The following is a 17281-nucleotide window of genomic DNA, read 5'->3' as shown; positions in this document are numbered from 1 at the left end:
GGGCCGACCGTGTGGGAGCCCGGGTCTGGCCGTCCCATCACGATCCAGGCAGGGTCGACCGCATGGCGGTGGATGGGGTGGCCATCATGTTGGCGTTTTCCTCGTACATGACCCAGATCGACGCCCCCAGCACGATCACGACCAGCACGACCGTGAAGATGAAGGCCAGCATGTTCCAGCCGCCTTCGGATCGCGTATCCAGATGCAGAAAGTACACGATATGGATCACGATCTGGGCGGCCCCCAGCGCCAGCACCAGGAAGATCAGCAGGAACCGGTTCTGGACGGCGTGGCCCATGACCAGTGCGAACGGGATGATGGTCAGGATGGCGGCCAGTCCGAACCCGGTCAGATAGCCGCGCAGCGTGCCGGGGTGTGCGTGGATGGATTCGGGTGCGTCTTCCGGTTGCTGTCTGGTCTCCGGGCTCATCGCAATACTCCCACGAGATAGACGTAGCTGAAGACGCCCACCCAGACCAGGTCGAGGAAGTGCCAGAACATGCTGAGGCACTGCAGCCGGCGCATGCTGGTCGCCGTGAATCCGGTGCGCGTCAGCTGCACCATCAGCACGATGAGCCAGAGGATGCCAAAGCTCACGTGCAGGCCGTGGGTGCCCACGAGCGCGTAGAAGGAAGACAGAAAGGCGCTGCGCCCTGGGCCGGCCCCGGCCCCGATCATGGTGGCGAACTCGTGAAGCTCCAGGCCGACGAAGGCGACGGCCAGCAAGCCCGAAATCGCCAGCCAGGCCAGGGTGGCGCGCCGGTCGGCTTGCGCCATGCGCAGCATCGCGAAGCCGAACGCCACGGATGATATCAGCAGCAATGCAGTGTTCAGTGCCAGGCTTGGCAGATCCAGGATCTGGGCCGCCGTCGGGCCGCCGGCGTAGCGGGTCCCCAGCACCGCGTTTGCCGTGAACAACCCGGCAAAGACAAAGCAGTCGCTCATCAGGTAGATCCAGAACCCGATGAGCGAGCCGTTCTGTGTCTTTGGATCTTCCCGGCAATAGAACAAAGGGGATGTCGAAGAGGTGTGGGCGGTGCTCATGCGGCGGCTCCTCCAGTGGTCAAGTCCCACCGCCCGGCGCGCTCGCTTTGGTCCACTTCTGTGGCGAGGATGGCGCGCTCGTGGTGGGTGTTGAAGGTGTAGGCGATCAGCACGGCCACAGCACCCGCGAAGGACGCAGCGGCCAGCCACCAGATGTACCAGACCAGCGAGAATGCGCAGGCGAATGAAAGTGCGCCGATCACGACGCCCGCCGCCGTGTTCACGGGCATGTGGATATCGTGGAAGCCTTCCAGCGGGCGCCGGCTGCCGTGTGTCTTCATGTCCCACCAGGCGTCGCGCTCATGCACTTGCGGAATGAAGGCAAAGTTGTAGTCCGGCGGCGGCGAGGAGGTGGCCCATTCCAACGTACGGCCATCCCAGGGGTCGTTGCCCACGGCGTAGGCGTCACGGCGCCGGATGCTGACGCCGATCTGCACCAGGAACGCCAGGATGCCCAGCAAGATCAGGAAGGCACCGATACCGGCCACGACGAACCACGGCTGCAGGCTCATGTCCTCAAAGTGGCTCATCCGGCGCGTCACGCCCATCAGCCCCAGCAGGTACAGGGGGCCGAACGCCAGCCAGAAGCCGACCAGCCAGAGCCAGAAGGAAACCTTGCCCCAGAATTCGTCGAGCCGGAAGCCAAAGGCCTTGGGGAACCAGTAGTTGACGGCGGCGAATACGCCGAACACCACGCCGCCGATGATGACGTTGTGGAAGTGCGCGACCAGAAACAGGCTGTTGTGCACGAGAAAGTCGGTGGGCGCCACTGACAGCATCACGCCCGTCATGCCGCCGATGCTGAAGGTGAACAGGAAACCCATGGACCATATCATCGGCACCGTGAATCGCACCCGGCCGTGGTACATGGTGAACAGCCAGTTGAAGATCTTCACCCCCGTCGGAATGGCGATGATCATGGTCGTGAGCGAAAAGAAGGAGTTGACGTCCGCCCCCGATCCCATGGTGAAGAAGTGGTGCAGCCACACCAGGTACGACAGCACCATGATGGCCACCGTTGCATACACCATGGAGGAGTAGCCGAACAACGGCTTGCGCGAGAAAGTGGGGAAGATCTCCGAATACACGCCAAAGAGCGGCAGCACCAGAATGTAGACCTCGGGGTGGCCCCAGATCCAGAACAGATTGATGTACAGCATGAGGTTGCCGCCCGCTCCATTCGTGAAGAAGTGCATCCCCAGATAGCGGTCCAGCGACAGCAGGAGCAGCGACACGGTCAGCAGCGGAAAAGCCGCCACGATCAGGCCGCTGGTGCATAGTGTGGTCCAGCTGAAAACGGGCATCTTCATCAGGCTCATGCCGGGCGCCCGAAGCTTGATGATGGTCACGATGAAGTTGATGGCCGACAGCAGGGTGCCTATCCCCGATAATTGCAGTCCCCAGATGTAGTAGTCCACGCCTGGTCCAGGACTTTGCCGGATTTCCGAGATAGGCGGGTAACCCATCCAACCGGCCGTGGAGAAGTCTCCGACGAACAACGACACCATCATCATCAGCGCGCCGCCGAAGGTGAACCAGAAGCTCAGGTTGTTGAGAAACGGGAATGCCACGTCGCGCGAACCGATCTGCAGCGGCATCACGTAGTTCATGAGGCCCACGATGTATGCCATGGCCACGAAGAAAATCATGATCGAACCGTGCGCACTGAAAATCTGGTCATAGTGGTGCGGCGGCAGGTAGCCCATGTTCGCGCCGAACGCCACGGCTTGCTGGGCACGCATCATGATGGCGTCCGAGAAGCCGCGCAGCAGCATCACGGTTCCCAGGATCATGTACATGATGCCCAGTTTCTTGTGGTCCACCGAAGTCAGCCATTCGCGCCACAGATAGCCCCACTTGCGCTGCCAGGTGATGAATATCAGGGTTGCCACGGCGATCACCACGACGCCCAGGAAGGTGTATTGGACGATGCGGTCTTCCGGCGTGCTGCCCAGTGGCAGCGCTGCGAGCGAGAGTCGCCCGAGCAGTGAATTCCAGGGAACCGATTGGTCAGGCAGCATGGCTTGCATTCCGGTTGGACAACAGATCAGCGCCGCGCGACGTCCGTCATCGACGCGTGCATCGGGGCCGGACAGGTCTGCCCCGGGTCCACGCAGTCGTGGAGAATTCGCGTGTACAGACCGGGCAGGAAGTGCGCGTAATAGTGGACGGGTTCAGCCCGGCTGGGTTGCTTCAGATGGTCGTAGGCGGCACGGTCCAGCATGGCGCCTGAGCCGCGTACCTTGACGACCCACCGCTCGAAGGCCGGCTGTTCCATGCCGTAGAAGCGGAATCGCATGTCGGTGAAGCCGGCCCCACTATAGTTGGCGGACAACCCCTTGTAGGTGCCCGGCCGGTTGATCACCGCATGCAGTTGTGTCTGCATGCCCGGCATGGTGTAGATCTGCCCGGCCAGGGTCGGGATGAAGAACGAGTCCATGCGATCGGACGATGTCAGCTTGAATGCGATCGGCTGATCCACCGGCGCGGCCAGTTCGTTGACCGTGGCAATCCCGTATTGCGGGTAAAAGAACAGCCACTTCCACGGCAGGGACACCACATCCACTTCGAGTGGCTGCACATGGGTTGGGACCGCCTGGCTCTGGGCGACATGGGTGAGCGGACGGTAGGGGTCGAGTTGGTGGGTGCCGATCCAGCTGATGGCGCCGACGGCGAGAATGATGAGCATCGGCCAGGCCCAGACCAGCAGTTCGATCTGTGGCGAGTGGTCCCATTCAGGCTCGTATCGCGCCTGGGTGTTCGAGGCCCGATAGCGCCAGGCCACGATGGCGATAGCGATGAGCACCGGAATGATGATGGACGCGATGATGAGCGTGGTGACGATCATGACATCGCTTTGCTGCCGGGCCACGAAGCCCGCCGGGTGCAGCAGCACCATGCTGCAGCCGGCAAGCAGGAGCAGGGGGAGGAGGAAAACGCCGCGCAACAACCTTTTCGACATGAAGCTTCTGCGTAGAAGAGGCCCCGAACGATGATTCCGTCCAACTGCCGCATCCCCCCCGGCGTGCGCGTCCGACTCAGGAAAATCGCCCGGTGCATCGCGGGATTCTTTGACCGGCCGTCGTATCTGCTTTTTGCGCGGCCTGTTTAGAGAAGCCCTTGGGTATTCACTGAAATCGTATTTAGAATAACTCTTGACTCCGCAATAGGGAAATTGACATGTCACATCGTCACGCCCAATCAGCCGGCTCTTCCTGGCCGGGACAGGACCCTCCGGGCCGTTCGCTGGAAATCACTGCCGGAGACATTGCCGTCGGCGTGGTGATCGGGCGCACGGTGGCCTTCTTTGACTTGTTCGTGTTTGGTATCGCCTGTGTGCTGGTGTTTCCTCGCGTCTTCTTTCCCTTTGCCGACCAGACACAGGGCATGCTCTATGGCTTTGTGATCTTCGCGCTGGGTTTCGTCGCGCAACCGCTGGGCTCGTTGTTCTTCATGTGGGCACAGCGCCAGTTTGGCCGTACCGTCCAGCTCACGGTCTCGCTTTTCATGCTGGGGTCGGCGACGGTCGGCATCGCATTTCTCCCCAGCTACACCGTCTTCGGCGGGGCGGCCATTGCGGTGCTCGTGCTGCTGCGGCTGGGGCAGGGGTTCGCCATTGGTGGGAGCTGGAATGGGTTGGCCTCGCTGCTCGCCATGAAGGCTCCGCAAGCCAGGCGAGGCTGGTATGCCTCCATTCCGCAGCTGGGCGCACCCATCGGATTCATCGTGGCGGCGGCGTTGTTCGCCTATCTTTGGGCGGCGTTGAGCCAGGAAGAGTTCTTTGCCTGGGGCTGGCGCTATCCCTTCTTTGCCGCCTTTGCGGTCAATGTGGTGGCGCTGTTCGCGCGGCTTCGGCTGGTCGTGAGTCCGGAATACACGCAGGCGCTGCGACAGCGCGATCTGGCACCGGCGCCGGTGGCCCGGCTCTTGCGCGACCAGGGACGGCCGGTTGTGCTGGGTGCTCTTGCGCCGCTCGCCAGCTATGCGTTGTTGAACCTGGTCACGATATTTACGCTTTCGTGGGCAATCATCGATGCTCATCAGTCGCCGGACGGTTTCCTGATCGTGCAGATCGTGGGCGCAGTCATTGCTATTCCCTGCATGCTCTTTTCCGGGCGGGTTGCCGACCGGCTGGGGCGGCGATTCACGCTGGGGCTGTGCGCTGTGCTGATTGCCGTCTACAGCGGCTGGACCGACGTGCTGTTGTCGGGCAATCGCTTTGAAAGTTATCTGTTCATCCTGATCGGCTTCGCCTTGCTGGGGGTGTCGCATGCTCAGTCGGCGGGTGCTGTCACGGCCAGCTTCCGATCCGAGTTCCGCTACGCCGGGGCCAGCCTCAGTTCTGATCTGAGCTGGTTGCTGGGTGCCGGTTTTGCCCCGGTCGTCGCACTGTGGCTGGCGACCGCCCTGGGGGTGGGCTATGTGGGGCTCTATTTGCTGTCGGGCGCGGTCTGCACACTGCTCGCGCTCTGGGCCAGCCGCCGGTTGGGCGGCCTGCCCGACGAGGACCCGCCGTTCAGCGCCCGGATTGCATCCTGAGGCTTTCTGCCAGCCAGTCCCGCATCATCCGGTACGACCGAGCGGCGGCCTTTGCGTCATAACGGCAGTTGCCGGTGGTGGCGGTGGCCTCCGTCTCGGTGAAGCAATGCACGGCATGGCCGATCTCCACAAACTCCCAGTCGGCCGGATCCTGATGCATTTCCTCGGTGAACTTCGGTACGCCCGGCATCGTGCTGGTGTCGTCGGCGCCGTTGATCGCGAGCACACGCGCCTTGATGTTGCGGGCGAGCGTGGGGTCATCGGTGCTCAGGTCGCCGTGAAAGGAGACCACGGCCTTGACGTCCGAGCCGCTGCGCGCGAGGTCCAGCACGACGGCGCCACCAAAGCAGAAGCCGATGGCAGCCAGGCGCGAGGTGTCGATGGGGGCGTGGGAAGCCTGGGCCTTGAGCTGTGCGAAGGCTTTGTCGATCCGCGCGCGCATCAGGGTGCGGTCGGCGTAGAGCGGCTTGACGGCAGCCTGGGCTTGCTCGGTGTTCTTGGGGCGTATGTGTTCGCCGTACACGTCGGCCAGCAGGATGACGTAGTCCCGCCCCGCGATTCGCTGGGCCTTGGCGATGGCGATGTCGTTGATGCCGGACCAGTTGGGTACCATGACGAGTCCGGGTCGTTTGACCTGCGATGCATTGTCATAGACGAGGATGCCTTTGAAAGGCGTGCCGTCCAGCGTCCAGGTCACCGGTTCCGCCGTCATTTTCGCGGAGGCCGGCCATGCAATGGCCATGACCAGAAGGATCAGCAAAGTGCGTGCGAATTGCATGGGGCCTTCCTTGATATGTTCCGATAGGCTACCGGGCCGGTTGTCCGTGGGCAAGGGGAATCTCCCGGCCGATTCTCGAACGGCTACTCGCCTGCTTTTTCACCTTGGCCAGCGGGCTCAGGGCGAACCAGGTGCCGAAGGTGCTCGCGAGCTGGTGGTGGCCGGTCAGGCTCAGGCGGCCGGCCCCGATTGCACGGGCAATGCTGGTGTAGCCCAGCCATATTTCCGTGAGCGCCCGCAGGTCCGTGGACACGTAGAGATCGACTTCGTATCCCGGATCGGCGGTGCATAAGTCCACGTCCTGACCCTTTTCGACGACCAGCCAGTAGTTGCATTTTTTGACCGGGCGATCCGTGAAGATGAACTGTATCGTGCTGCGCCGATCCGGCATCGGTGATGCGTCGATGCGGCGGTGCACGTCCCACATCAACAGGTCGGCATCGAGATGGTGCAGGGTGGTTTCAGCCGCCACCCATCGCTGCCCCCAGATGCCCACTGCCTCCACGATGGGACGTAGTTCCCTGCCGGCGGCCGTCAGTCGATATTCGCAGGTATCGCCCGCGGAAGAGATGGGGGTTCGGAGAAGGATCCCGGCCGCCTCCAGCTCGCGCAGCCGACTGGCGAGCAGGGCCGATGACATCCGCGGCAGGCCTCGCCGCAGCGCATTGAATCGGACGGAGCCCAGCAGCAGTTCGCGCAGCAGCAAGAGCGTCCAGCAGCAGTTCGCGCAGCAGCAAGAGCGTCCAGCGGCGGCACAGGATCTCCGTCGCCATCGCGACCGGACAAAACTGCTGGTAGCTGTCTTGCGTCATGCGGGCCTCCCGCTCAAGGGCGGACACGACGACATCAGTTTACTCTGCCGCCCATGATTGGCGGTTCAGAAGCAGAACTAGTGCGCTGGGCACGCCGGGCCGATCATGGGGTGTGGATTCTGGGGTGGCCTGGCAGTGGATGGGCCAATCACCCGATTCCTTTAAAGGAGAAAATCATGCTAACTGAAACCCCTGTTCTGGATTATCAGGCCGTCAAGCAGCGCCAGCACGCCGTGTGGGCATCGGGCGACTACGCGGTGATCGGTACTACCTTGCAGATCGTTGGCGAGAACCTGTGCGAAGCCGTGGACCTGCGTGCCGGCAGTACGGTGCTCGATGTGGCAGCCGGCAATGGCAACGGCACTCTTGCAGCCGCTCGCCGCTTCGCTCGGGTGACATCCACCGACTACGTGGCTGAATTGCTGGCGCAGGGCAAGGAGCGAGCCGCAGTGGAACGCCTCCCCGTCTCGTTCCAGGAAGCCGATGCCGAGGCCTTGCCTTTTGCCGACCACTCCTATGATGTGGCGCTTTCCACGTTCGGCGTCATGTTCGCGCCAAACCAGGAGCAGGCTGCCGCGGAACTGGCCCGGGTTGTCGTCCCCGGGGGGCGGATAGGGCTGGCCAACTGGACGCCGGACGGCTTTGTCGGGAAGCTGCTGCAGCTCGTCAGCCGTTACGCCCCGCCCGCACCCGGTCTGCGCTCGCCCACCCGGTGGGGGAAAGAGGACGTTTTGCGCGAGCTGTTTACGGGGCATGCGCTGGACGTTCGGACCAGGTCCTTTGTATTTCGTTACCGGTCGCCCGAGCATTGGCTGGAGGTCTTCGAAGCCTGCTATGGCCCGACTCACAAGGTGTTTGCATCCCTTGCACCTGAACGGCGGGACGTCCTGGCGCAGGAAGTCCTGGAACTGCTGAGAGCCAGCAATCAAAGCGGTGACGCCTCGCTCGTCGTCCCCGGGGAGTATCTGGAAGTGGTGATCACCACCAGACGACAATGATCTGCCCCCAACGGCTTCTTCTTGCGTTTTCTGCGTTGCGACGGGGCCGTAGGTTCTGAAACCGCGTAAGAAAGTGCATTATTCAGACAGATTTGGACATAGTCGGTATCCAATCAGATGGATTGTAGTCATTACACAGGAACGTCTATATACTATGACAGACTAAGGCGTGGAGTCTGTACGTCTGGCCGGTTGGAGGCGTACTCGTTGCCTTCGCGTGCCAGTGATGCATTGGATTGGCCCTGTCGCCGCCACAAAAAAAGAGGCTGGTTATGTCTGCCGAACTGATGGAATCGTTGCTTTTCGCCTACTTTGGCACCCGAAGTCCGTACTGGAAACTTTCAGCGGACAGCAACGCGCTGCAGTTGGCCGGGATCGAGGGCATCCCGAATCTGGCGGTAGCGCTTGAGCCAGCCGAGGCAGATGGAATCCGCGCATTCACCGGCGTCACGTCTCACGCTGAAGTCGAAGTCATGCTTTTTGGCGAGCCCCAGAAGCTCAGCCTGATCGGAAAGAAAGACGGCGCGTATTCCTGGTCGGGGACCGCCTCTGACTACATGGATACGCCGGCCGTTGCCAAGGATCTGACGCACGGGCTGGAATTCGCCGAACAGGTGATCTCGGAAGTCAATTCGCTGGTGGTCATCATCGACCACAATTTCAATATCCTGCGATTCAACCGGTTGTGCGAAGAGGCCACGGGCCTGCGCGAGAAAGATGTCATCGGAAAGAGTGCGCATGCGTTCATGGCGGCCAACGAACGTGACGCATCCCGCAGCAATCTCGGCCAGTTCTTCCGCGATTCGGTCTCCTACGAAGTAGAACGCACGATCAATACCGTCAAGGGCCCGCGTCTCATCAAATGGCGCAACAAATTCGTCCAGAGCGGCAGCGGCCCGGACGAGCGTTACCTGGTCTGCTCGGGCACCGACATCACCGAGGAACGCAAGGCGCAGGCCCGGCTGATCGAACTGGCGACGATCGACACATTGACCCGCCTGCCGAACCGCAATGCCATCCACGAGAAAATGGCCGGCTTCCTGGCCGAGGGCAAGCCTTTCGGTGTGTTGTTCCTGGATCTGGACGACTTCAAGCAGGTCAACGACCACTATGGCCACACGATTGGCGACGATCTGATCAAGGCAGTGGCGCTCAACATCAGCCGGTCCCTGCGTGATGGCGATGTCGTTGCCCGGATGGGGGGTGCGGCCTTTCTGGTGCTGGTTCCGGATTCATCTGTGGCGCTGCTGGAGCGTATGGCGCAGCGGATCATCGATCGCCTCAAGGCCCCGATCAGCCTGGGCCTCATCGAGATCTACTCGGGTTGCTCGATCGGCATCGCCATGAGCCCCGAGCATGCCGATACGGTCGATCAGCTTTTGCGCTGTGCCGATACGGCGCTGTATGCAGCCAAGGACGCCGGAAAGCGGACCTACCGGGTGTTTTCTTCCGAGATGGACAGCAAGATCGCCGAGTGCATCTGGCTGGACGTCAATCTGCGCAAGGCCCTCGAATCCGAGGGCGAACTCCAGCTCTATTACCAACCCAAGCTGTGTGTCCAGACGGGCGAAGTTCGCAGCGTGGAGGCGTTGCTGCGGTGGAACTCGCCAGAGCGCGGTCTCATCCAGCCGTCGGAATTCATCTCGTACGCGGAAGATTCCGGGCTGATCGTGCCGCTGGGCCGCTGGGTCATGAGGAATGCGGCCAAGCAGGCAGCTGCCTGGAAGGCGAAGAATCTGGATCTCCGCATTGCGGTGAATCTGTCTGCACGCCAGCTCGCCAGCTCGACAGTTGTTCAGGACTTCGCAGGGGCATTGCGCCAGTCGGGTCTGACCCAGTGCCCGCTCGACATTGAATTGACCGAGAGCTGCCTGATCAACGATGCGGTGTCGGCGCACTCCATCATCACTCAGTTCCGCCAACTCGGCGCCCAGGTCCATCTGGACGATTTCGGGACCGGGTATTCCTCGCTGTCGCAGTTGGCCCGCTTGCCGCTTGACGCCATCAAGCTGGATCAGAGCTTCATCCGTTCGGTTGACGAAAACGTCGTGTCCCAGACGCTTGTCCGGTCCATGATCGCTGTAGCGAAACAGCTCAAGTTCACCGTCATTGCGGAAGGCGCCGAGTCTCAGGCCGAGGCCGACTTCCTGAAGGCTGAGGGTGTGGACTTCATCCAGGGCTATCTATACGGCTTCCCGATGCCCGCCAAAGAGTTCGAAGACTGGCTCAACAGCAAGGGCAGGAAGCTTCGGCTGGTCGCCTGACGTGGGGCGGCGATCTGCCGCTCCCCAATTGCGCAGTTCTTGCCGGCACTTGTGTGCCGGCAATGCGTTAAAGGGCATCTAATCGCGTCGTCCAGGCCTAGTTCCAGGCCACGCTTTGCAGTTTGCTTGTGTGGCGGTTCTGCAGCATGATCAGCCGCTCCATGTACATCAGGTCCTTTTCCTCGAGCAGGAAGGCCGATTTCGCCCAGTCTTCGGTGATTTCCATCAGTTCTGCCCGGTCGATCGGCAGGACCCGCTGCCGGGCTCGAAGCATGCCACGGATACCGTTCAGTTTGGGCCGCATCACGTCGATGAACGTGCGGGCGGCCATGAAACCGTCGTTCTGGTCGAAGACTTTGTCTACGAGACCCTTGTCCAGATACCATTCGGCGGTATGGGATTCTCCGGAACTTATCAGTTCCTCTGCCAAGCGCATGTGCGACTTGCGGGCCACCAGCGAGTAAGCTCCCATTCCTGGAAATAGGTTGAAGGCGATTTCGGGAAAACCCATTCTCACGCTTTTCTGGGCGAGGATGTAATGGTGGGCGAGCGCTGCTTCGAATCCCCCACCCAGGGCCGTGCCCTCGACCATCGCGATCGAAATAGCCCCCGTCCCGAAGCCTGTCATGGCCTCGTATATGGCGTCGACGCATGCGCGCGCATAGGACAGCAAAAGGTCTTGCTCGCCAGCGCGTATGTGCGAGACGAACAGACTCAGGTCACCGCCGACGTTGAACACCTGGGGGACGGTGGAGCCCGTGACCCAGAAGTCGATGGGCAGACCCGATTTCCGGGCAGCGCGGCTGAGTTGGGAGATGTCCTGTAGAAGCTCGGGATTGAAGCAGGGGCGTGGCGCAGCATGCAGCATCATCCACATGACGTTGCGCTCTTCCTCGTAGTAGGGCGTGATCTGCGTCAAGCCTTCGGCTTCGATAAAGAGTCGACAACGTGGATGGTCTGCTAAGTTCATTGCTCAGTTCGACGAAAGGCTACATGCTGGGTTGGCGCCACAGATGTGATGGGTTGGATACCCTGGACACCAGCTGTGATCATTGAACCATCGGTGCCGCTTTCAGGCGGCGGCCTTACCTTTGCCACGGAGGATCGGAAGCAAGATCATCCGCCAACTGGTTCGCCAACTTTCTAACGTTCGACTGGTTGTTCATTTTGGCCTGAATGACTGTTTGCTTCCTGATACCCGGTTGTACTCATTCGCATCGAAACGGCTCTGCTGGATCGCAGGCTCCCCCCCGGGTTTGCCCCGGGCTTGAGTCTGCCCGCAGCGGCCCGAGGAGTCAAGTCAAACCGCCCCGAGTGTTGAGGCTGGAGGCGACGATACCGAAGCCGAAGCCAGACCCGAGCCATCTGTCCGGCCATCCTAGTAACGGTACGAAATCTGTACACCCAGCAGGTCTGCGCTGGTTTGCCAGTTGCCGATCACCGTGCCTTTTTTCGGGTCCGTGCTGTTATTGATCGAGGGATGGAAGAACAGGTGGGAATAGCCCACGTCAACCGTCGTCCGGGTGCTGAATCGGTATTGGGCGCCGATGGAACCCGAGATCCGGTCATTGTCCGGCAGGGATGTGGGGCGTACGGCGTCGCTGGGGATGGGGGACTGGTCGTAGCTCATCCCCGCCTTGAACTTCCAGCCTGGGCTGTATTGGTAGTTGACCCCCATCGCGACGCGCCAGCTGTCGCGGAAGTTGAGTGTCAGGTGATCCTGGCCCAGCGCCCCGTTGTTGATGTCCAGAGAAGGCAGATGACTCCACCCGGTCCATGACACGTCGCCCAGCAGCTGCCATTTGCTGTTGAGGTCATGAACGATGCTGAGGGTTGCCGTGTCGGGCAAGGTGAAGCTGGAGCTGTTGTCGACGCTGGAAGGCAGCCTGCCGGTCAGCGGTCCCGGAATATCCCCGAGGGTGGTCGTACCAGAGCTGCTGAAGTGCATGGCCGAGCGGTACGATGCGCCGATGCGCGTATCGTGGGTGAGCTGATAGAGGAGCCCCAGGTTCCAACCCCAGGCGTCTCCGCTCAGTTTGGCCTTGGCATTCATGTCGGCCGGCATCACCACTGCGGGTATCTTGCGCTGGTAGGTCGCGTCCAACTGTTGCCAGTTGAGGCCGGCGCCAATCGACAGCCGGTCATTCACCTTGTAGGCGACTGATGGGTTGATGTTGATTGTCTGGATGCTGAATTCGGTCGATTGGTAGCGGCCAATCCAGTTTTGGTCGTATTTGGTCGACAGGCCGAATGGGCTGCTGGCGCCCAAGCCGATGAACCATTCTGGGCTGATCTGCCAGGAGAAGTAGGCGTTCGGGACTGCGTTGACCGAACCCGCGTTCCCGCCTGTATGGGAACCCAGTGGCAGGCCGCCTGGGCCGGAGCTGCCGCCGTCGGCGAATTTGAACGTGGTCGAAATAGCGGTGACGCCGGCGGACGCGTTGAACCCCGGCAACCGGGTCATCCCCGCCGGATTGGAAAATATGGTGCTGGCGTCTTCGGCGATGGCCGCCGACCCCGCGTAGCTGTTCGCCAGGCCGCTTGCGTTCTGTTCGGCAAGCTGGAACGCAGAGGCGTGGGCATAGCCCGCCATTGCGCCGAGAGTGATCGAGGCCGCGATACGCCATGCGAGCAGATTTCCCGCCCGAGTGCCGCCCTGTGCCTGAGAGTCAGTCGTTTGCATAAAGCCCCCACGAGAGTTGTCCCAGCCAGATATGCTCCAACTCATTTTGTCTTGTTCCTTTGAACAATAAAGGGCACAGGCGCTACATGCAAGCAAGTCGCTCGAAGTGTTGCGAATGTGACTTCACAATGGTAGTGTGGGTGTGGCGCCCGCGCGGCAGACGGGCGCGTGCCGTGGATGCGATCAGCGAAGCTTTTGCACCTGTAGGGTGGCCTCGCCCGCCTCGTCCGATACCCAGGCAGCTGCATCGGAGACGTTGATGTTCAGCGTCATCTTCCTTGCTGCGAGGCCGGCCAGCACTGCCGTTTCTGTCGCCGCCAGCGCGTATACGTGCAGATTGTCGGCTCGTTCGAGCCCGTCGCGCACGCCTTGCCACCAGATCCCGGTGTTACGGCCGTAGGCGATCACGATCACCTCCTCCGATTTGCCGCAGGCTTTCAGCAGGCGCCGCTCCTCCGGCAGACCAGCTTCTATCCATTGCGTGATCGCGCCGGTCAGGTCCTTGCGCCATAGATCGGGTTCTTCCGTCGCAGATATCCCGCGCGTGAATTCGAGTGAGTCGTCCGAATCCGCGAACAGGGCATAGGCGAGCAGGCGCACCATCATGCGCTCGTCGGTTTCCGATGGGTGCCGGGCCACCGTCAGGCTGTGGCTGCCGTAGTAGCCTCGGTCGTTGTCGGCAATATTCAGGTCGGCCTTGTATATCGTGGCGCGCAGGGCCATGAGTGGGTGTCTCTGGGTGAAAATAGCTGTTCGTCAAAAGAGCGATGAGGTGTTCCCCAGCAGCTGGGCCTTGACGCTCGTGGCGTTGGTGCCACCTAGGTATTTGTTCTGGATGCAGTACTGCAGCATCCCGGCTGCGTTGCCGGCTGTATGTATGTGCAGGGTTTTCATGGGTGCTCCCTCCGGATCGCAGCGAACAGATCCATGGCACCGGATTCGCAGTGTTCGCCGTCCCGACATAGTATCCCTTGAAGAGCGGCTGCTCCAATCGAATGGGCCGGATGTGGGTCTGCCAGGCGGTATTTTTACCCGCAGGCCGTTCGGCTCGCCCGGTTCGGTGGTGAGCTTGCCTACAATAAAGGCTTTCGGCCGACACTCCCGTGGCACAGAGCATCACGTCCGTCGTTCACAGTGAACTGGTCATCCGGAAGAGCCGCTTCCTGGGCTGTGTTCAACCGATCGCAGATCGCGCTGCGGCGCGGGCGGTCGTGGCGTCGCTGCGTGCGGCGCATCCCGCAGCGAACCATGTGTGCTGGGCACTGCTTGCAGGCGGGCAGTCGGCGGCTGTTGACGATGGTGAACCTTCCGGTACCGCCGGGCGCCCCATGCTGGAAGTCCTACGCCATCAGGACCTGGAAGGAGTCCTCGCAACCGTGGTGCGCTATTTTGGCGGCATCAAGCTGGGTGCGGGCGGTCTGGTCCGTGCATACACCGATTGCGTCGCGCAGGCTCTCAAGGACGTCGCCAAGGTTCCTCTGGTCCGCATGAAGACCCTTTGCTGCGTGGCTTCATATGCGCTTGAGGGCGTGGTCCGGCGTGAGATCGATGCCTCTGGAGGACTGTTGCAGCAGGTGCAGCATGGCGAGCGGGTGGCGTTCGTGTTTGCGCTGGCCGAGAACGCCGCCGCTGCACTGGTTGCGAGGCTGGGCGAGATCAGCCACGGCCAGATCGCCTGGATTGCAGACACGATTGAGTGAGGGCCGCCGGTCCCGGGTCACCGGCGGCTCCGATGCTACATGAGGCCAGGCAGCCACAACACGATCTGGGGGAACGCTGCAATCAAAACCAGGAAGAGCCCGATCAGTACGATGAATGGCGTCACACCCCACAGCAGTTCCTTGAGGGAGATGTCGGGGGCGATACCCAAAATCACGAACAGGTTCATTCCGACAGGAGGGTGGATCAGTCCTGCCTCCATCAAGATTGTCATCTGCACCCCAAACCAGATGAGGTCGAAGCCGTTGGCCTGCAGGACCGGTATGAGCGCGGGCGTGATGAACAGGATGATCGCAACCGGCGGCAGGAAGAACCCCAGCACCAGGATGAGCATGTCGATCCAGAACAGCAGCTCCCAGTGCGACATGTGGAGCGCAACCAGCCACTGGGTGGTGCTCTGCGTGACATGCAGATAGCTCATCACGTTGGAGTACAGGAACGACATGGCCACGATCATCATGAGCATGCATGACTCTTTGGTCGTGTTGAGCAGGATCGGACCCAGGTCCTTCCAGCGGTAGCAGCGGTAGATCACCATCACCATGATGAGCGTGATGAATGCGCCCACCCCGGCAACCTCCGAGGGCGTTGCAAAGCCGCCGTAGAGCGCCACCATGATGACGAAGATGATGATGACGAATGGGACCAGACGCGGCAGCGTCTCCATCCGCTCCTTCCAGGTGAAGGACTCGTAGACGATGGGCTCGGGGGTGGTAGAGACTGCGGCGCGTTTGCGCTTTTCGTCGTAATGAGACTTGTAGCCGACCCAGACCGCAAAAAAAGCGGCCAGCAGGATTCCGGGAATGACGCCGGCGATGAACAGCTTGCCGATCGACTGCTCGGCCACGATGCCATACAGGATGAACGTGATCGATGGCGGGATCAGGATGCCCAGCGTACCGCCTGCGGCGATGAGGCCGCCTGATAGGCCGCCAGAGTAGCCGCGCTTGCGCATTTCGGGGATACCCATGGATCCCATGGCAGCTGCTGTGGCGGTGCTGGACCCGCACATGCCGGCAAAGATTGCGCAGCCGATGACATTGGCGATCCCCAGGCCTCCTGGCAGCCGGCTGAGCCACCGGTACGCGGATTCGTAGAGATCCACGGATGCGCGGGTACGGCCGATGGCTTCCCCCATGAGGATGAAGAGCGGGATTGCAAGCAGAGTGAAGTTGTCCATGCCGCCGTAGAGCGTTTCCGGCAGAGTCGCGATCATGGCCGGTGGCATGACCAGAAGCATGAACAGCAGTGAGATGGCCCCCAGCGCGAACGCGACGGACATGCCGGATAACAACAGGACCAGCGTGCCTGAGACGAAGAGCATGCCCGAGAAGTATTCGCTCATGACTGCTTCTCCGCAGTGGGGTTGTGGAGGCGGATGAACGCGTCAACGATTTGAACCAGGAACTGCAGCACGGTGAGCCACATGCCGGCCGCAATCAGTGCAAAGGGGATCCACAGCGAGGGACCCCAGGTGGAGTCCGTGGTCCAGCCTTCGCTCCAGGCCTGATGGCCATAGAGCGACACGCTCACGGCGATGAACAGACAGACGGCGCACGACAGGATGTCGCCGAAGAGGATGCGCCAGGGAATCCAGCGCTTGGGCAGAATCAGGTCCAGCACTTCCGTCCCCACATGGGCGCGTTCAAGCTGGGTAAACGAAGACGCCAGGAAAGTGGCGCCGATCAGCAGAAAGACATTGAGTTCGAGCGACCAAGTGTGCGGATCAGTCAGGAAGTAGCGCCAGATGACCTCGTAGGTAATGAGTGCCGCTGATAAGACGATCAAACTGCCGGTGACGTAGCCGCAAATACGACTAAATACAGCCATGGCACGGCCGGTGCTCTGACGCAACCTTCCTGTCATTACTCGCTCCTGAAGCGTATACGGTATCTGAGTGCCGCCGGCGGCAACGAGCACGCCGGCGGTAGTGCCACGACCTTAGTCCGGTACGGCTTCAGTCATCTGAATCAGCTTTGCTCCGTCCTTCACGTGGTCGGCGAAGTACTTGTAGGCGCTCTTGCGCGCGATGTCCTTCCACATGTCGAACTGCTGGGCTGTCATGGTCGAGACCTTGTCGCCGGACTTGGCGTAGAGGTCCGCTACCTTGTTGTCGTCTGCCTTGCAGGCTTCCAGCGAGAATTTTTCCAGCGAATGGCCCACATCCATCACGATCTTTTGCTGGTCCGGCGTGAGCTTGTCGTAGGTGGCTTTCGACATCAGCAACGGTTCGAACATGTACCAGAAGCTGTGGTCCTGTGCCGTCGTGATGAACTTGGCGACCTCGTTCATGCGGAAGCTCATGAGCGACGCGCTCGACGTCCAGATGGCGTCGACCACGCCCGATTGCATGGCGTTATACGATTCGTTGGATGGGAACGACGCAATGGCGCCGCCTGCTGCCTGCAGCATGAGCTCGATCATTTTGCTCGCGCCGCGCACCT

General features: G+C 61.2%; 17 protein-coding genes. 4 read left to right on the top strand and 13 right to left on the bottom strand.

The features are described from left to right. Positions 1–37: 37 nt before the first annotated feature. From cyoD to cyoA, 4 genes are read right to left on the bottom strand one after another with little or no spacing between them, the layout of a single operon-like run. A complete protein-coding gene (gene cyoD / locus EPN31_RS09185) occupies positions 38–430 on the bottom strand; it encodes a cytochrome o ubiquinol oxidase subunit IV (protein ID WP_291772295.1) in 393 nt (130 codons plus the stop codon). Next, positions 427–1044 (bottom strand): cytochrome o ubiquinol oxidase subunit III, encoded by a 618-nt coding sequence (gene cyoC, locus EPN31_RS09180; RefSeq protein WP_291772292.1) that lies wholly within the window; start codon positions 1042–1044, stop codon positions 427–429. Before cyoC ends, cyoD begins: the two co-directional genes overlap by 4 nt. After that, positions 1041–3065 (bottom strand): cytochrome o ubiquinol oxidase subunit I, encoded by a 2025-nt coding sequence (gene cyoB / locus EPN31_RS09175; RefSeq protein WP_291772291.1) that lies wholly within the window; start codon positions 3063–3065, stop codon positions 1041–1043. Before cyoB ends, cyoC begins: the two co-directional genes overlap by 4 nt. A 26-nt stretch (positions 3066–3091) precedes the next feature. Next, the gene (gene cyoA, locus EPN31_RS09170) at positions 3092–4006 is read right to left on the bottom strand and encodes a ubiquinol oxidase subunit II (RefSeq protein WP_291772288.1); all 915 of its coding nucleotides are present in this window, start codon (positions 4004–4006) and stop codon (positions 3092–3094) included. Between the two features lie 218 nt (positions 4007–4224). Here cyoA and EPN31_RS09165 point away from each other — a divergent pair, with 218 nt between their 5' ends. Continuing rightward, positions 4225–5583: an MFS transporter gene (locus tag EPN31_RS09165; protein WP_291772286.1), complete on the top strand. Its 1359-nt coding sequence runs from the start codon at positions 4225–4227 to the stop codon at positions 5581–5583. Here EPN31_RS09165 and EPN31_RS09160 read toward each other — a convergent pair. Further along, on the bottom strand, positions 5561–6361 hold the full coding sequence (locus EPN31_RS09160) for a dienelactone hydrolase family protein (protein ID WP_291772283.1): 801 nt from the start codon (positions 6359–6361) through the stop codon (positions 5561–5563). The genes EPN31_RS09165 and EPN31_RS09160 overlap by 23 nt on opposite strands. A gap of 28 nt (positions 6362–6389) precedes the next feature. Continuing rightward, entirely contained in the window at positions 6390–7067 is a 678-nt protein-coding gene (locus EPN31_RS09155) for a helix-turn-helix domain-containing protein (RefSeq protein WP_291772279.1), read from the bottom strand. A 282-nt stretch (positions 7068–7349) separates the two neighbouring features. Between EPN31_RS09155 and EPN31_RS09150 the strand changes: the two genes are divergently transcribed. Continuing rightward, positions 7350–8171 (top strand): class I SAM-dependent methyltransferase, encoded by an 822-nt coding sequence (locus tag EPN31_RS09150; protein ID WP_291772276.1) that lies wholly within the window; start codon positions 7350–7352, stop codon positions 8169–8171. A gap of 272 nt (positions 8172–8443) precedes the next feature. Next, positions 8444–10435, top strand: coding sequence for a cyclic di-GMP phosphodiesterase (gene pdeR / locus EPN31_RS09145; protein ID WP_291772274.1), 1992 nt, complete (start codon positions 8444–8446; stop codon positions 10433–10435). A gap of 97 nt (positions 10436–10532) precedes the next feature. Here pdeR and EPN31_RS09140 read toward each other — a convergent pair whose 3' ends face one another. The 4 genes from EPN31_RS09140 to EPN31_RS09125 form a co-directional block, all read right to left on the bottom strand. Continuing rightward, positions 10533–11405 carry a crotonase/enoyl-CoA hydratase family protein gene (locus tag EPN31_RS09140; RefSeq protein ID WP_291772271.1) on the bottom strand — a complete coding sequence of 291 codons (873 nt, stop codon included), beginning with the start codon at positions 11403–11405 and terminating at the stop codon, positions 10533–10535. Between the two features lie 408 nt (positions 11406–11813). Then, a complete protein-coding gene (locus tag EPN31_RS09135; protein WP_367188309.1) occupies positions 11814–13118 on the bottom strand; it encodes an OmpP1/FadL family transporter in 1305 nt (434 codons plus the stop codon). 183 nt (positions 13119–13301) lie between these two features. Then, positions 13302–13841: a YaeQ family protein gene (locus EPN31_RS09130; protein ID WP_291772269.1), complete on the bottom strand. Its 540-nt coding sequence runs from the start codon at positions 13839–13841 to the stop codon at positions 13302–13304. 33 nt (positions 13842–13874) lie between these two features. Beyond that, on the bottom strand, positions 13875–14012 hold the full coding sequence (locus tag EPN31_RS09125; RefSeq protein ID WP_291772266.1) for a hypothetical protein: 138 nt from the start codon (positions 14010–14012) through the stop codon (positions 13875–13877). A 209-nt stretch (positions 14013–14221) separates the two neighbouring features. Here EPN31_RS09125 and EPN31_RS09120 point away from each other — a divergent pair, with 209 nt between their 5' ends. Next, complete coding sequence (locus EPN31_RS09120; RefSeq protein WP_291772263.1) at positions 14222–14818, top strand: YigZ family protein; 597 nt, start codon at positions 14222–14224, stop codon at positions 14816–14818. 35 nt (positions 14819–14853) lie between these two features. Here the strand turns inward: EPN31_RS09120 and EPN31_RS09115 are convergent, their stop codons facing one another. The 3 genes from EPN31_RS09115 to dctP form a co-directional block, all read right to left on the bottom strand. Continuing rightward, a complete protein-coding gene (locus tag EPN31_RS09115; protein ID WP_291772261.1) occupies positions 14854–16182 on the bottom strand; it encodes a TRAP transporter large permease in 1329 nt (442 codons plus the stop codon). Then, positions 16179–16703, bottom strand: coding sequence for a TRAP transporter small permease (locus tag EPN31_RS09110; RefSeq protein WP_291772259.1), 525 nt, complete (start codon positions 16701–16703; stop codon positions 16179–16181). Before EPN31_RS09110 ends, EPN31_RS09115 begins: the two co-directional genes overlap by 4 nt. Before the next feature lie 75 nt (positions 16704–16778). Beyond that, on the bottom strand, positions 16779–17281 hold a 503-nt coding region (gene dctP, locus EPN31_RS09105; RefSeq protein WP_291772256.1), incomplete at its 5' end, for a TRAP transporter substrate-binding protein DctP.

It is taken from the genome of Castellaniella sp. (assembly GCF_004321985.1).
Classification (GTDB): Bacteria; Pseudomonadota; Gammaproteobacteria; order Burkholderiales; family Burkholderiaceae_B; genus Castellaniella.
Note: the sequence above shows the minus strand (reverse complement) of the source record. Positions and strands in the feature narration are given on the sequence as shown.

Coding starts and splice junctions, on each gene's coding strand:
- EPN31_RS09110 (WP_291772259.1), bottom strand. CDS start 16,703: ATGACAGGAAGGTTGCGTCAGAGCACCGGCCGTGCCATGGCTGTATTT.
- EPN31_RS09140 (WP_291772271.1), bottom strand. CDS start 11,405: ATGAACTTAGCAGACCATCCACGTTGTCGACTCTTTATCGAAGCCGAA.
- pdeR (WP_291772274.1), top strand. CDS start 8,444: ATGTCTGCCGAACTGATGGAATCGTTGCTTTTCGCCTACTTTGGCACC.
- EPN31_RS09125 (WP_291772266.1), bottom strand. CDS start 14,012: ATGAAAACCCTGCACATACATACAGCCGGCAACGCAGCCGGGATGCTG.
- EPN31_RS09160 (WP_291772283.1), bottom strand. CDS start 6,361: ATGCAATTCGCACGCACTTTGCTGATCCTTCTGGTCATGGCCATTGCA.
- cyoA (WP_291772288.1), bottom strand. CDS start 4,006: ATGTCGAAAAGGTTGTTGCGCGGCGTTTTCCTCCTCCCCCTGCTCCTG.
- EPN31_RS09150 (WP_291772276.1), top strand. CDS start 7,350: ATGCTAACTGAAACCCCTGTTCTGGATTATCAGGCCGTCAAGCAGCGC.
- EPN31_RS09115 (WP_291772261.1), bottom strand. CDS start 16,182: ATGAGCGAATACTTCTCGGGCATGCTCTTCGTCTCAGGCACGCTGGTC.
- cyoC (WP_291772292.1), bottom strand. CDS start 1,044: ATGAGCACCGCCCACACCTCTTCGACATCCCCTTTGTTCTATTGCCGG.
- EPN31_RS09135 (WP_367188309.1), bottom strand. CDS start 13,118: ATGCAAACGACTGACTCTCAGGCACAGGGCGGCACTCGGGCGGGAAAT.
- EPN31_RS09165 (WP_291772286.1), top strand. CDS start 4,225: ATGTCACATCGTCACGCCCAATCAGCCGGCTCTTCCTGGCCGGGACAG.
- cyoD (WP_291772295.1), bottom strand. CDS start 430: ATGAGCCCGGAGACCAGACAGCAACCGGAAGACGCACCCGAATCCATC.
- EPN31_RS09130 (WP_291772269.1), bottom strand. CDS start 13,841: ATGGCCCTGCGCGCCACGATATACAAGGCCGACCTGAATATTGCCGAC.
- cyoB (WP_291772291.1), bottom strand. CDS start 3,065: ATGCTGCCTGACCAATCGGTTCCCTGGAATTCACTGCTCGGGCGACTC.